Annotated in this window: 12 protein-coding genes and 1 other RNA gene; 10 read left to right on the plus strand and 3 right to left on the minus strand. The window is 57.0% G+C overall.

The genetic code is table 11. The features are described 5' to 3' along the window. Positions 1–147: 147 nt before the first annotated feature. Positions 148–1,557 (plus strand): cytochrome P450, encoded by a 1,410-nt coding sequence (locus H151_RS0108595; protein WP_019961253.1) that lies wholly within the window; start codon positions 148–150, stop codon positions 1,555–1,557. Between the two features lie 36 nt (positions 1,558–1,593). Here H151_RS0108595 and ssrA read toward each other — a convergent pair. Together ssrA and H151_RS0108600 are read right to left on the minus strand one after the other, a co-directional pair. After that, positions 1,594–1,958: a transfer-messenger RNA gene (gene ssrA / locus H151_RS17360) on the minus strand. Between the two features lie 28 nt (positions 1,959–1,986). Further along, the gene (locus tag H151_RS0108600; protein WP_019961254.1) at positions 1,987–2,364 is read right to left on the minus strand and encodes a VOC family protein; all 378 of its coding nucleotides are present in this window, start codon (positions 2,362–2,364) and stop codon (positions 1,987–1,989) included. 247 nt (positions 2,365–2,611) lie between these two features. Here H151_RS0108600 and H151_RS0108605 point away from each other — a divergent pair, with 247 nt between their 5' ends. From H151_RS0108605 to ilvC, 7 genes are all read left to right on the plus strand, one after another. Next, positions 2,612–3,457 (plus strand): thymidylate synthase, encoded by an 846-nt coding sequence (locus tag H151_RS0108605; RefSeq protein ID WP_019961255.1) that lies wholly within the window; start codon positions 2,612–2,614, stop codon positions 3,455–3,457. Positions 3,458–3,467: 10 nt separating this feature from the next. Then, a complete protein-coding gene (locus H151_RS0108610; protein WP_019961256.1) occupies positions 3,468–3,983 on the plus strand; it encodes a dihydrofolate reductase in 516 nt (171 codons plus the stop codon). A gap of 127 nt (positions 3,984–4,110) precedes the next feature. Next, positions 4,111–5,286, plus strand: coding sequence for an FtsH protease activity modulator HflK (gene hflK, locus H151_RS0108615; RefSeq protein WP_019961257.1), 1,176 nt, complete (start codon positions 4,111–4,113; stop codon positions 5,284–5,286). Positions 5,287–5,291: 5 nt separating this feature from the next. Next, positions 5,292–6,176 (plus strand): protease modulator HflC, encoded by an 885-nt coding sequence (gene hflC, locus H151_RS0108620; protein WP_156823462.1) that lies wholly within the window; start codon positions 5,292–5,294, stop codon positions 6,174–6,176. A 179-nt stretch (positions 6,177–6,355) separates the two neighbouring features. Beyond that, positions 6,356–7,750 (plus strand): Do family serine endopeptidase, encoded by a 1,395-nt coding sequence (locus H151_RS0108625; RefSeq protein ID WP_019961259.1) that lies wholly within the window; start codon positions 6,356–6,358, stop codon positions 7,748–7,750. Between the two features lie 18 nt (positions 7,751–7,768). Further along, positions 7,769–8,707, plus strand: coding sequence for a tRNA (adenosine(37)-N6)-dimethylallyltransferase MiaA (gene miaA, locus H151_RS15985; protein WP_019961260.1), 939 nt, complete (start codon positions 7,769–7,771; stop codon positions 8,705–8,707). A gap of 26 nt (positions 8,708–8,733) precedes the next feature. Next, the gene (ilvC, locus tag H151_RS0108635; protein WP_019961261.1) at positions 8,734–9,756 is read left to right on the plus strand and encodes a ketol-acid reductoisomerase; all 1,023 of its coding nucleotides are present in this window, start codon (positions 8,734–8,736) and stop codon (positions 9,754–9,756) included. A gap of 354 nt (positions 9,757–10,110) precedes the next feature. Here the strand turns inward: ilvC and H151_RS0108640 are convergent, their stop codons facing one another. Further along, positions 10,111–10,296, minus strand: coding sequence for a hypothetical protein (locus H151_RS0108640; RefSeq protein ID WP_019961262.1), 186 nt, complete (start codon positions 10,294–10,296; stop codon positions 10,111–10,113). A gap of 135 nt (positions 10,297–10,431) precedes the next feature. On the opposite strand from H151_RS0108640, the gene H151_RS0108645 reads away from it, so the two are divergent. Both H151_RS0108645 and glyS read left to right on the plus strand, forming a co-directional pair. Beyond that, complete coding sequence (locus tag H151_RS0108645) at positions 10,432–11,322, plus strand: glycine--tRNA ligase subunit alpha (RefSeq protein WP_019961263.1); 891 nt, start codon at positions 10,432–10,434, stop codon at positions 11,320–11,322. Between the two features lie 15 nt (positions 11,323–11,337). After that, the gene (gene glyS, locus H151_RS0108650) at positions 11,338–13,434 is read left to right on the plus strand and encodes a glycine--tRNA ligase subunit beta (protein ID WP_019961264.1); all 2,097 of its coding nucleotides are present in this window, start codon (positions 11,338–11,340) and stop codon (positions 13,432–13,434) included. The last annotated feature ends 48 nt before the right edge of the window (positions 13,435–13,482 follow it).

The raw sequence follows: 13,482 nt of genomic DNA on the forward strand, positions 1-13,482 counted from the left end.
CCCAGCATGAACGGTTGAGGCGAGGGTAGCGAAGGTTGGCAGAACGTCAATTCAATCGAGCCGTTTCACACATATGAATTGCACATGGGGCGGTAATATCCTATCTCAACGCTTGTAGAATATTCTGCAAAAAAGGAGCGACGTGCGATGTCTCATCCTGAAAATTCAAATGCCGTGAAGAATACCTCTAACGCACCGAAAGATGTGCAAGATTTGTTCATGCCTGTAAAAATTGCGCTGTCTGATCGCCCTTTAGGCCTGTTGGAAGTGGGTCAGAAGATTAAAGAAAATGGATTGGGCTTCGTCCCGGAGGCGTCGCGGCGTGAAACTCGGCTCAGCGCGCCTTTTTTAGGTCGCACCGTCCACCATATTTCAGGGCCTGATGAAATGCGCTCGGTTTTGATGGAGCATTGGGAGGACTGGAAAAAATCGCCCGTCGCCCAGCGGATTTTGAAGCCCGTGCTGGGCGATGCCATTCTGACCGCCCATGGCGAAAGTTGGCGCCGCCAGCGCATGAGCTTGCAACCGGCCTTTATCAAGCGCCGTATTGAGCGCTTCATCCCGGCCATCAATGCCATTGCCCGCGCTACGGGCGAAACCCTGCTTCAGGGCGAGCCGCCGGTTGAGGTCGCCAGTCCTCTTTATGATGCGACCTATGAAGTCATTGAAACCCTTCTCTATACCCATCCCGAAGCTGATGACCGGGCTAGTGTCCGCGGTGCGATTGAGACTTTGCTGGTGGAGATGGGGGCCTTGCGCTGGAGTGATATGTTACCGCTTCCTGATTGGATGCCGCGTCATATGGGTCCTAAAGCCAAAGCAGCCTTGAGGGTTTTTCAAAACTCTACCGCTCAGCATATCGCCCAACGCCGTAAAAGCGGCACTTTCGGTGAAGATTTGCTAGGCCTGTTGTTAGAGGCGCAAGACGAGGAAACCGGTCAGACTTTGTCAGATCAGGATATCCGCGACACCATTATGACCTTCATCGCGGCGGGCCATGAAACCACGGCTGTGACGCTGACCTGGACGCTTTATCTGTTATCCCAGGATCTCAAAACCCAAGATCGGGTGCGCGCTGAGGTCAACGCCGTCCTGGGCGAAGGCGAGATTACGGCCGAAAATTTGGCTCAATTGCGCTTCACCCGCCAGGTGATTGAAGAGGCGATGCGCCTCTTCCCACCGGCACCGATTTTTGGCCGGGTCGCCGATAAGCCCAGCGAGATTTGTGGCTATCGCGTCAAGCGCGGGGATATCTGTATGATTGATATCTATCCCATGCATCGCCACCATAAATTATGGGACAACCCTGATCACTTTGATCCGGATCGATGGAGTGATGAGCGCCGACCCAAAGATCGCTTGCAATATCTGCCCTTTGGGGCGGGTCCGCGCGCGTGTATCGGCTCCAGCTTGGCGATGATGGAGGCCGTGATCATGTTGGCGACCTTTGTGCGTATGGCGAAATTCACCCCCGTCGCAGGCTATGAGATTGAACCTAAGCTGACCATCACTTTACGGCCTAAGGGCGGATTGCCGCTGTTTGTTGAGCGCGCTTAAGTCGAAAGGCTGGGGTTAATCAGAGGGGGGAGGTAAAGTGGCGACTTCTGTTGCCAGGTGCCGCCGAACCCCGCCTGAGACTTGCTAGAGCCTAGGACTTAAAAGCGAAATTGTCGCACTGCATTACGCAGCGAGAGCAACCTCTTCAGCATAGTTGTCGTTTGCAACTACTATAAGCGGGCTGATATCGAAGCCCACGCGAGCGAAAGCTAACATCTTTACCCATCCGTCGATCCTAATTCGGCCCCCTAGGGTATCCCTTGATCGCTTTAAGAAAAGCGAGGGATTGGTGGAGCCGCCGGGGTTCGCACCCGGGTCCGGTCTGGTTATTACATGGGCGTTTATCGCTATAGTCCGAAGACCCTTATAATATAGGCGCAATTGATTAAGGATGTAAGAGGCGCGTTCAGCCGCGCGGCAGTGATCGTCTTACGCGCCGGGATTGAAGTGGAAGACATTGAGCTTATTGCCATCCAAATCACGGAAATATCCCGCATAGAAACCGCCGCCGCGCGGGCCGGGCTGACCTTCATCCGTGGCCCCTAATTCCAGCGCCTTGGCATAGACTTTATCGACACCCTCAGGGCTGGGGGCCATCAGGGCGATCATGACGCCATTGCCCACACTGGCCGCTTCGCCATTATAGGGCTTGGTAATGGAGAAGGCAGCATCCTCACCGGTTTTCGACCAGGTGATGAAGGTGTCCGACTGCATGCCGCGCTTCATCTCTAACTCGGCAAGAAGCGTGTCATAGAAGGCGCTGGATTTGGTGAGATCATTGGTGCCAAGGGTGATATAGCCGATCATGAGGGCGCTCCTTTATGGGCTGAAAGATGCGCGCATCTTGCCTGCGTGCGCGCTTTGATCAAGCGCAAAGCCCCCGCTTTAGCGATCTCTCCTGACAGAAAAATGCTTGCTGAAGACAAGCCGTGGGGGGTAGAGCGGGGATGATGGCATAAGTGTGACTGAGAAGTTTTTTTACAAGGCCCGCGCCATCAGGCAGGCTAGGACAGGCATAGACTTAAAAAGAATCACATCCGCAATTGGAGATCGCATGGCCTTGGTCGAGCCCCCTTCATCTGACACTCTAAGCCCGATTGAGCGCGCTTATCTCGATCTGTTGCGCGATGTCATGGCCCATGGCACGCTGTGCGCGGATCGCACCGGCGTGGGCACGCGCTCGGTCTTTGGTCGCCAGATCCGCTGTGATCTCGCCGATGGCTTTCCCTTGCTGACCACCAAAAAAGTGCATTTTAAATCCGTCGCGGTGGAGCTGTTATGGTTCATCAAGGGCCTGACCAATGTGACCTGGCTGCAAGAGCGCGGGGTCAGTATCTGGGATGAATGGGCCGATGAAAACGGGGATTTAGGCCCCGTCTATGGGCGACAATGGCGCCATTGGAAAGGCCCTGAGGGTCAAGAGATCGACCAGCTGGCCGGGGTGGTTAAGGCGATCAAAACCCATCCCATGTCGCGCCGTCATATCGTATCGGCCTGGAACCCGGTGGATGTGCCGGACATGGCTCTGCCGCCCTGTCATTCGCTGTACCAGTTTTATGTCAGCGGCGATCGGCTGTCTTTGCAGCTTTATCAGCGCTCTGCCGACCTTTTCTTAGGCGTGCCGTTTAACATCGCCTCTTATGCTTTATTGCTTGCGATGGTTGCCCAGGTGACGGGCCTTAAAGCGGGTGAGTTCGTCCATACCTTTGGCGATGCGCATATCTACACCAATCATATCGAACAGGTTGAGCTGCAGTTGAGCCGTCAAGGCGAGGCGCGCGCGCTGCCCACCTTAAAGCTCAATCCGGCGATCAGCGATCTCTTCGCTTTTGAGTATGAAGACATCACGCTGGAGGGGTATGACCCGCACCCCGCCATTAAAGCGCCTGTGGCGGTATAAGGAGGGGCCGATGTCAGCAATTGCTCTCGCCCTGGTGGCGGCCCGTGCGCGTAATGGCGTCATCGGGCGCGATAATGATTTACCCTGGCGGATCCGCTCCGATCTCAAACGCTTTAAAGAGATCACCTTGGGTAAGCCCGTGATCATGGGGCGCAAAACCTGGGATAGCCTGCCGCGTAAGCCCTTGCCGGGCCGGGTCAATATCGTGGTCAGCCGGACCGCCAAAGCCCTAGATGGCGCGATTATTTGCCCCAGCCTGGAAACCGCGATTGATGTGGCGCGCGATGAAGCGAGGAGCTGCGCGGTTGATGAAGTGTGTCTCATCGGCGGGGCGCAACTTTATGAAGTCGCGCTGGATTTTGCCGATAAGCTCTACCTTACCGATGTCGCGCTGGAGCCAGAGGGCGATGCCTATTTCCCTCAGATTGTCGCCGGCCATTGGCGTGAAATCGCGCGCGAAGATCATCGCGCAGGTGAGGGGGATGATGCAGACTTTGTGCTGCGTACCCTGGTGCGCCAGCGCTAAAAACCTTTGATAAGCGTAAGAACTGCGGGTTTCTGACGCTGCGAGGCCGGTTTGACTTGATCAAAGGCGCGTTAACGTCCATCTACTCTACCATCATAGAAACGTCATCAACTGACAGGGAAAATCCATGCCGTGGAATGACAATGCTGGCGGCGGGGGTCCATGGGGCTCCGGTGGCGGCAATCGCAAGCCTGATAATAAAAATCCCTGGGGCCAAGGCCCCAATGGTGGAGGTCGTGGGCCGAATAAGGATCAAGAGCCCGATCTCGACGATTTAATCGCGCAATTGGATGAAGGTTTGCGCCGTTTGTTCGGCGGCGGTAAACGCGGCCCTGGTGGCGCAGGCAGCAAAGGCAAGGGTCCAGGTGGCTTTCTGATCATCGGTCTGTTATTGCTGGGTGTCATGGTGTGGCTGGCCTCATCGTCATGGTATATCGTTGGCCCACAACAAGAAGGCGTGGTCCTTCGTTTTGGTCAATATTCGCGTTCTAGCGAACCGGGGTTCCAGCTGAAGCTGCCCTCACCGATTGAGACCGTGCTCTTGCCGCCCGTAGCCTCAAACCAGGAAGAATATATTGGCCGTACCGCGAGCGGAGCCAATGTCGATTCTGAAAGTCTGATGCTGACCCGCGATGAAAATATCGTTGATATTGATGCGGTGATTCAATGGCGTATCGCCACGGATTCGGTCCAGGACTTCCTGTTCAATGTCGAAGATCCTCAGGCGGCGGTCAAGGCCGTGACGGAAAGTGCCCTGCGTGAAGTGGTGGGTAATACCAATCTGGAAACGCTGCAGACCTCATCACGGGCCCAAGTCGCTGAGCAGACACGCACTTTGGTGCAAGAAACCTTGGACGAATATCAAGCCGGTATCACGATCTTAAATGTGCAGCTGGCACGCGCTGACCCGCCAGCCGGGCCCGTGATCGAGGCGTTTGATAATGTTGTGGCGGCTGCTCAAGTTGCGGAAAGCCTTCAACTCGCAGCAAGTCAGGAAGCCAACCGCATCATTCCTGAAGCGCGCGGTGAGGCGGTTCAAACCGTGCAACGCGCAGAAGGCTATCGCCAAGCTTTGATCGCAGAAGCGACGGGTGAAGCCGAAGCCTTCAACGCGGTCTATGCGCAATATGCCTTGGCCCCAGAAGTGACGCGTCAGCGTTTATTCCTGGAGCGCATGGAAAGCGTCTACAGCCGGTCTAATCTGATCATTCTGGATAATTCAGCCGGGGCTGTGCCCTATCTGCCGCTGGATCAATTGACCCAAAATCGTGGGGCGCAAAATACGTCTAGTGGGGGCCAATAATGAATATGAAGACGGTTCTTATTATCGGGGTTGTGATCCTGATTGGTCTTGTGGGACGCGAGTCCATGTTTGTCGTGAATGAGGCTGAACAGGCCCTGGTCATCCGTTTAGGGCGTCCGGTCGCTGCGTTTAATGCCAATGGTCAAGAAGCGGGTCTGCATTTCAAACGTCCGTTCACAGATTCGGTGGACATTTATAGTCGTAAGATTTTAGATCTGGATATGGAGCGCTCGCCCCTAACGGCGGCGGACCGTGAGCGGATCGAGATCGATGCCTTCATGCGTTATCGCATTAATGACCCGCAAAAATTCCGTGAGCGTTTGCGCAATCTGGCCCGCGGTGAGGCGACATTGACGGCGATCATGTCCAATGTGCTGCGCGATGTGGTGGCCACCGTGCCTTCACAGGATGTGATCTCTGGACAGCGCGCTGAGATTATGCGCCGTGTGCAAGTGGGTGTTGAAAACGAAGTCAGTGCCCAGGATCTGGGTGTTGAAGTTATTGATATCCGGATCAAGCGCGCGGAATTGCCGTCCAATATCCGTAATCGGGTGTTTGAACGGATGATTGCCGAGCGCGGTCAAGAGGCGCAGCGTATCCGCTCTGAGGGTGAGGAGCGGGCCCGCGAAATTCGCGCGAACGCCAATCGCCAAGTGCGGGTCATTCAGGCCGAAGCCGAAGCCGAAGCCAAGCGTATTCGCGGTGATGCGGATGCGCAGGCGACCGCGATTTATGCCGAGGCCTTTGGCCGTGATCCGGAGTTTTATCGCTTCTATCGCTCGCTTCAGGCCTATGAAACGGCTGTACGCGCTGGCACGCCCATCATCGTGCCCGCAGATTCGGAGTTTTTCCGCTATTTCCAAAACCTCGACGGGGGCGACGGAAACTAGATTGAAATCTGAAATGTTAGGAAAAAGGTCGGCTCTGCCGGCCTTTTTTCTTGAAGCGGGCCTTTAAACTGCAGATAAGGCGTTTAAACACGCGCAAGTGAGCTCAGCTTAACTTGCCACTTGAGGCCAGATCGCGATACATCTGAGCTCTGCCTTGATAAAGACGAGAGTGGGGAAGCATGATGCGCGCTGTTTTGGCGATTTTAGCTCTTTTGGCCATGACGATCACACCCAGCCAGGCCCAGCCGGTAGAAGGGTTTGCCGATCTGGCCGAGCGGTTATCGCCTGCCGTGGTCAATATCTCGACCGCGCAAACTGTGGCACGCAATGATGGCTTGCCGACTTTCCCGCCGGGCTCTCCCCTAGAGCGGTTTAATGATTTACTGGGCGATGGTCCGCGCATTACCGGCTCGCTGGGCTCAGGTTTTATCATTGATGCGTCCGGCCTGGTCGTGACCAATAATCACGTGATTGATGACGCCGATGAGGTGGAGGTCACCCTGTCTGATGGGCGCACCTTGGCGGCGGAGATCATTGGCCGCGATGCCGCTACCGATTTGGCGCTGCTGCGCGTGCAGACCCGTGAGCCTTTACCGGCGGTCAATTGGGCCGATTCCGATGCGGCGCGGGTTGGCGATTGGGTGATCGCGATCGGGAACCCCTTTGGTCTGGGTGGATCCTTGTCGGCCGGTGTGATCTCGGCGCGCGGGCGTGAAATTGGCGGGCGCTATGATGATTATATCCAGACCGATGTTGCGATTAACCGCGGTAATTCCGGCGGGCCGATGTTTGACATGGACGGCGATGTCGTGGGCGTTAATACCGCGATTTATTCGCCCACGGGCACCAGCGTTGGGATCAGCTTCTCTATCCCGTCCAATATCGCCCATGGTGTCATCCAGCAATTGTTGGAATTTGGTGAAACCCGCCGGGGCTGGTTGGGTGTGAATGTTCAAACGGTGGATGCGGATATGGCTGTGGCTTTAGGGCTGGGCTCACCGCGCGGCGCGTTGGTCAGTCAGGTCAATTCTGAAGGCCCGGCCGCGGCTGCGGGTATGCAGGTGGGCGATTTGATCCTCGCCTTTGATGGTCGCCCCGTGCCTGATGATCGCCGCTTGCCGCGCATTGTCGCAGAAAGTGCGGTCGGCGCGCGGGTCAATGTTGATATTCTGCGTCGCGGGGAGCCTCTGGTTCTGGAAGTGGAAATCGCGCGGTTGGAAGAAGAAGATGGCGGTGCGCAAGCGCCAAGCGGTCTACCCAATCTGGGGGAAGATAGCGCCTTTCATGCCGGGCTGTTGGGCCTGACTTTGGAGCCCTTGAACGAAGCGCTGCGTCGGCGCTGGCGTATTCACCCCGATGCCGATGGCTTGGTGGTGACCGGGGTGGATCCATCCTCGGATGCGTCCGGAAAGGTGCGCGAAGGCGACGTTGTCGAAGAGATTGCCTGGACCTCGGTTGAAAGCCTGGATCAGGCCCGCCAGATCGTGGAAGAGGCCGCAGGCTCTGCCAATGCGCCGGTTCTCTTAACGCTGAACCGCGCGGGTCAATTTATCTTCCAGACCGTTCGTCCTTAACGCTGTTGAAAGGCCGCCATGGCCGCACCGCGCCCTGATATCGTGCTGATTGCCGGACCAACCGCGTCCGGCAAGACCGCGCTGGCCATCCATGCCGCTGAGGCTTTGGACGGTGAGATTGTGAATGCCGATTCCATGCAAGTTTATGATGGGCTCAACCTGATCACCGCGCGCCCCAGCGTCGATGAGCTGGCCGCTGCCCCCCATCATCTGTTCGGCGTGATTGATCCCGGGATACGCTGTTCGGTGGGCCATTGGCTGAGCCTGGCCCAGGATAAAATCACAGACATTACCGCGCGCGGCAAGGTCGCCATTGTGGTTGGTGGAACGGGGCTGTATTTCAAAAGCCTCACCCAAGGTCTGGCTCCCGCTCCCGATATTCCCGACGCCATCAAGGCCAAATCCCATGCCCTTTATGAGGCGCAAGGCATTGAGGGTCTGCGCGCGGAGGCGGAAAAATATGATCGGGATGCGGCGGCGCGCATTTTGGGCAATGATCCCCAGCGCCTTTTGCGCGTTATCGAAATCGGTTGGGTGACGGGCCAAAGCCTTACTCAGATTCAAAACAACACCGCGCCCGTCATTGCGCGTGAGCGCTGGCGCGGTATCGTGATCGAGCCGGATCGCGCCGCGCTCTATGCCAGAATAGATGCGCGCTTTCGCCTGATGATGACCGGCGGCGCTTTGGAGGAGGTTGAGGCGATTTTGGCGCGCAATCTCGATCCGCAATTACCGGCCATGAAGGCGGTGGGCGTACCGCAATTACGCGCTTATCTGGCCGGTGACATGACGCTTGAAGCCGCTATCGCCGATGCCCAGATGGAAAGCCGACGCTATGCCAAGCGACAATATACCTGGTTTCGTAATCAACACGGCGATTGGGATCGGATCACCAGCCTTGATCCCGGTGAAGCCCGCGCCCAATGTGAGGCTTTGATCGGCGATCTTCGCCCTTAAGTCTCGTCTTTTAAAAGGCTCGTCCCATGAGCATGCCCCCATCCTCCAACTCCACTACAGACGCCCCGCTTTATGAAGCGGAGATTGATCTCGCCCCGATTAAGGCGCGCCGCCTGGTCATTGTGGGCTATGGCAATCATGGCCGCGCCCATGCGTTGAATTTGCGTGATTATGGGGTTGAGGCGATTGTGATTGCGCTACGCGAGGGCTCGCCTCGCTATGCCACGGCTCGCGAGGATGGGTTTGACGTCATGGATATGGATCGGGCCGCCCAATGGGGCGATGCCTTTTCCATTCTGGCCGCCGATGAAGCCCATGGCCAGATCTGGCGCGATCATCTCGCCCCCCATCATCGCGCCGGTAAGGCCTATATGTTCTGCCATGGATTCTCTATTGAATATGGCCTGATTGATCCCCCCCCTGATGCGGATATTTTGCTGTGCTCACCCAAAGGGCCGGGCGGGGCGGTACGCGCGACCTATCTCAAAGGCGGCGGTCTGATCGGCTTTTATGGCGTTCATCAAGATGCCAGTGGTACGGGTAAAGCCTTGGCGCTCGCCTATATGGCCGGGGTGGGATGTGGCCGGGCCGGGATTTATCCTTCTACCTTTCGCGAGGAGGCTTTGTCCGACATTCTTGGTGAGCAGGCGGTTTTGGTCGGTGGACTAGTGGCGCTCGCCCGCCAAGGCTTTGAAACCCTGGTAAAAGCCGGGGTCAGCCCGCGCATGGCCTATATCGATAGTGTGCATGAGATTAAGTATCTTGCCGATCTGATCCACACCCGCGGCGTTCATGGCATGTATGGCGCGATTTCCGATACGGCTGAATTTGGGGCGCACCGCGTGGAAGATAAAATCGCCACGGCTCTGGCCCCGGTGTTTGAAGAGATTTCGCGCGATGTCATTTCTGGGCGCTTTGCTCAAGACTGGGTGGCTGACTTTGAAAAAGATCGTGAAAGCCTCTATCGCGCCCGTGCCGCCTGGAAAGACCATCCCCTTGATGCTGCGGGCGCGCAAATGCGCGCCATGATCACGAAGTGGGAGGGGTGAGTGTTTACTCTTGCGAACTCTGCGGGTTCGATCTTGGACCCCGGATCAAGTCCGGGGCCGCGATGAGGTAAATCTCTCAACCGTGTTCCCGTCCAAGCCAAGCGCAGAGCCGGGGTGACGGGTGTGAGACCTGTCCTCCCCTGTTTACGGGGGAGGTGGCCGGAACGGCCGGAGGGGGCGTTTAAATAACCCTTAGGCAGCAGGCTAAATAAGAAATTGTCATCCCGGACGAACGTCAGTGAGATCCGGGATCTATGACCCTTGCCATTACGCTCAATAGATCCCGGCTCAAGGCCGGGATGACAGTTTAAGAGGTTTCCTCGCTTACGTTGCGGACGGCACTTCTTCAATGCCCTAACGGCTGTCGCCTACTTGAGGGCGTTCGTCCTTGCGACCCTTTGGGTCGAACATGTCATGCCAGACTTGATCTGGCATCCATGGCGTGACCTTGGCGATAGTGTCTTCATAACCAGAACCGGCCTCCACCCCTTCGACACTGAACCCCAAATCCAGTGCGCTCATCAGAAAAATCGAGCCCATCTGCAGCCCGCACGTGTGTCAAAGCCCTCCCTCTCTTGATCTTCTGCGCCCCCGCGCCTAGGGTCGCGGCCATTCTTTATATCGCCCCCCATAAGCGCGCCTTTCGCGCGATCTTTACAGTAAAGACCCAGATCCATGAGTGCAGCGTCCGCCGCCCCGTCCTTTCAAGATTTGATCTTACGTTTGCAGGCCTATTGGGCCGGCCAAGGCTGTGCGATTTTACAGCCCTATGACAGCGAAGTGGGCGCGGGGACTTTGCATCCGGCAACAACCTTGCGCTCATTGGGGCCAAAGCCCTGGCGCGCGGCCTATGTGCAGCCATCACGGCGCCCGGCTGACGGGCGCTATGGCGAGAACCCCAATCGCCTGCAGCATTATTATCAGTTTCAGGTCTTGTTGAAGCCATCACCTTCGAACCTGCAAGATCTTTATCTGGGCTCGCTCGATGCCATCGGTGTCGACCGTGCGCTGCATGATGTGCGTTTTGTGGAAGATGACTGGGAAAACCCCACCGTGGGGGCCTGGGGGCTGGGCTGGGAAGTGTGGTGCGATGGCATGGAGGTCAGCCAGTTCACCTATTTCCAACAGGTCGGCGGCCTGGATGTCGATCTGGTGTCGGGGGAGCTGACCTATGGGTTGGAGCGTCTGGCCATGTATGTGCAGGGCGTTGAAAACGTCTATGATCTGGACTTCAATGGTGCCGGCCTCAAATATGGCGACATCTTTCAGGAGGCCGAGCGTCAATATTCGCGATTTAACTTTGAAGAGGCCGATGTCGAGACTTTGATCGGCTGGTTCGAAGATTGTGAGCGCCAGTGCAAGGCCTTGCTGGCGCTGGATAAACCCGTGCCGCTGCCGGCCTATGATTTCTGCCTTAAAGCCTCGCATTATTTCAACCTCGTCGATGCGCGCGGCGCGATTTCCGTGGCGGAGCGCGCCAGCTGGATTGCGCGCGTGCGTGATTTGGCCAAGGGCTGCGCCGAGGCCTGGGTGGCGTGTGAGCGCGCCGCGCTGGAAACCGCATAAGAGGGGGGATGAGCGATGTCTGAGTTTTTGTTTGAAATCTTCTGCGAAGAAATCCCCGCGCGTATGCAGCTTCATGCCCAGGGCGAGCTGGAAAAGCTGTTCTTGGGCGCGCTGGCTGAGGCCGGTTTGAAGCCGCAAAGCCATCAGGTTTTCTCGGGCCCGCGCCGTTTGACCTTGGTCTTGAACGGTCTGCCGGAAAAAACCGAAGATGTGCGTGAGGAACGTAAAGGCCCGCGCGTCGGTGCGCCGGAAAAAGCCGTTGAGGGCTTTTTGCGCGGGGCCGGGATTGCCAGTCTTGATCAGTGTGAAACCCGTGCGGACAATAAAGGCGAATATTATGTTGCCCTGATCGAAAAGCCGGGCCGCGAGACCAAAGCCGTGTTGGCCGAGGCGATTGAGACGACCATTAAGGGCTTTTCCTGGCCGAAATCGATGAAATTTGGCGAAGGCGAAACGCTGCAGCGCTGGGTGCGCCCCATCCAGCGCCTTACTGCGATTTTCAACGGTGAAGTCATCCCGGCCAAAGTCTTTGGTCTGGAAACGGGTAATGTCACCGAAGGCCACCGCGTGCATGGGCGCGGGCCCTTCAGCGTGGCAAGCTTTAGCGAATACGCTGAGATCCTCACCGGTGAGGGGCATGTGATGATCGACCGGGTAGCACGTCAGGCCAAGATTTTGGCCGATGCGCGCCAAGTCTGTCTCGATGCCGGGCTGGAGCTGGTCGAGGATGGGGGGCTGTTGGCGGAGGTCACCGGCCTGGTGGAACACCCCATTGCCCTGCTGGGCGATATGGATCCTGATTTCCTGACCTTGCCGCCTGAAGTCATCACCCTGACCATGAAGGTGCACCAAAAATATTTCGCGGTGAAGGATCCCCAAACCGGCAAGCTGGCGGCAAAATTTGTCGTGATCGCCAATCAAGCAGCCCCCGATGGCGGCAAAGCCATTGCGGCGGGTAATGCGCGTGTCCTCTCTGCGCGCCTGTCAGATGCCCGTCATTTCTGGGATCTGGACCGCAAAACGCCCTTAAGCGCCATGGCAGGTGAGCTTTCCAAAGTCACCTTCCACAAAAAACTTGGCAGTGTGGCGGACAAGGTTGAGCGCGTGGCGCAACTGGCGCGCGAACTTGCGCCAATCGTGGGGGCCGACGCGGATCTGGCAGAAAAGGCCGCGCGTTTGGCGAAAGCCGATCTGGTCAGCCAGATGGTTTATGAATTCCCTGAGTTGCAGGGCGCGATGGGGCGTTATTATGCGCTGGAGCAGGGCGAAGATAGCGCCGTGGCCGATGCCATCAAAGCCCATTACCAGCCCCAAGGCCCATCCGATGATGTGCCCACTGCGCCAGTGTCCGCCGCTGTGGCGCTGGCCGATAAGCTCGATACGCTTGTGGGTTTCTGGGCGATAGATGAAAAGCCCACCGGCTCCAAAGATCCGTTCGCGCTACGCCGGGCAGCGCTGGGCGTTATTCGGATTGCCTTGGAAGGGAATGTCCGTTTGGGCCTTCATGCGATTTTGACCAAAGCCGGTGAGGTTTTGGGTCAAAGCCTGGACGTCTCTGATCTCCTCGCTTTCTTTGCGGACCGGTTAAAAGTCCATCTGAAAGACGAAGGTCTGCGCCATGACATTATCGATGCCGTGTTTGCGCCCAATAAAGAGGGGGTGCGTGATGATGATCTGGTGCGCGTGACCCATAAAGCGCGCGCGCTGCAGGCCTTCTTAAATGGTGAAGATGGTGCGGCGCTGGTGGCGGGCTATAAGCGCGCGGCGAATATCTTGAAAGCCGAAGAGAAGAAGGATGGCGCGGCCTATGATGGCGTGCCCGAGGCTGATTATGTCGCCAGCGCACCTGAAGCGGCTGAACGCGCTTTGATTTCAGCGCTTGATGAAGCGGGCGCTGCTGCAAAATTAGCCATGGATGCGGAAGATTTCACCGCTGCCATGGCCGCCTTGGCAAAATTACGCGCGCCGGTCGATTCTTTCTTTGACGCTGTCGTCGTGAATGTGACAGAAGGGGAGAAGGCGGCAATGTTGCGTCGCAATAGGCTTCTGCTACTGTCATGTATTCGTGCGGCGGTGCGCAATGTTGCTGATTTTGATCGCCTCGAAGGGTAAAGCCCGTCCATCGGTCGGTTCTTTATCCGGGGTCTGAGTATTCTTAAG

This window comes from Woodsholea maritima DSM 17123 (genome assembly GCF_000382325.1).
Lineage (GTDB): Bacteria > Pseudomonadota > Alphaproteobacteria > Caulobacterales > Maricaulaceae > Woodsholea > Woodsholea maritima.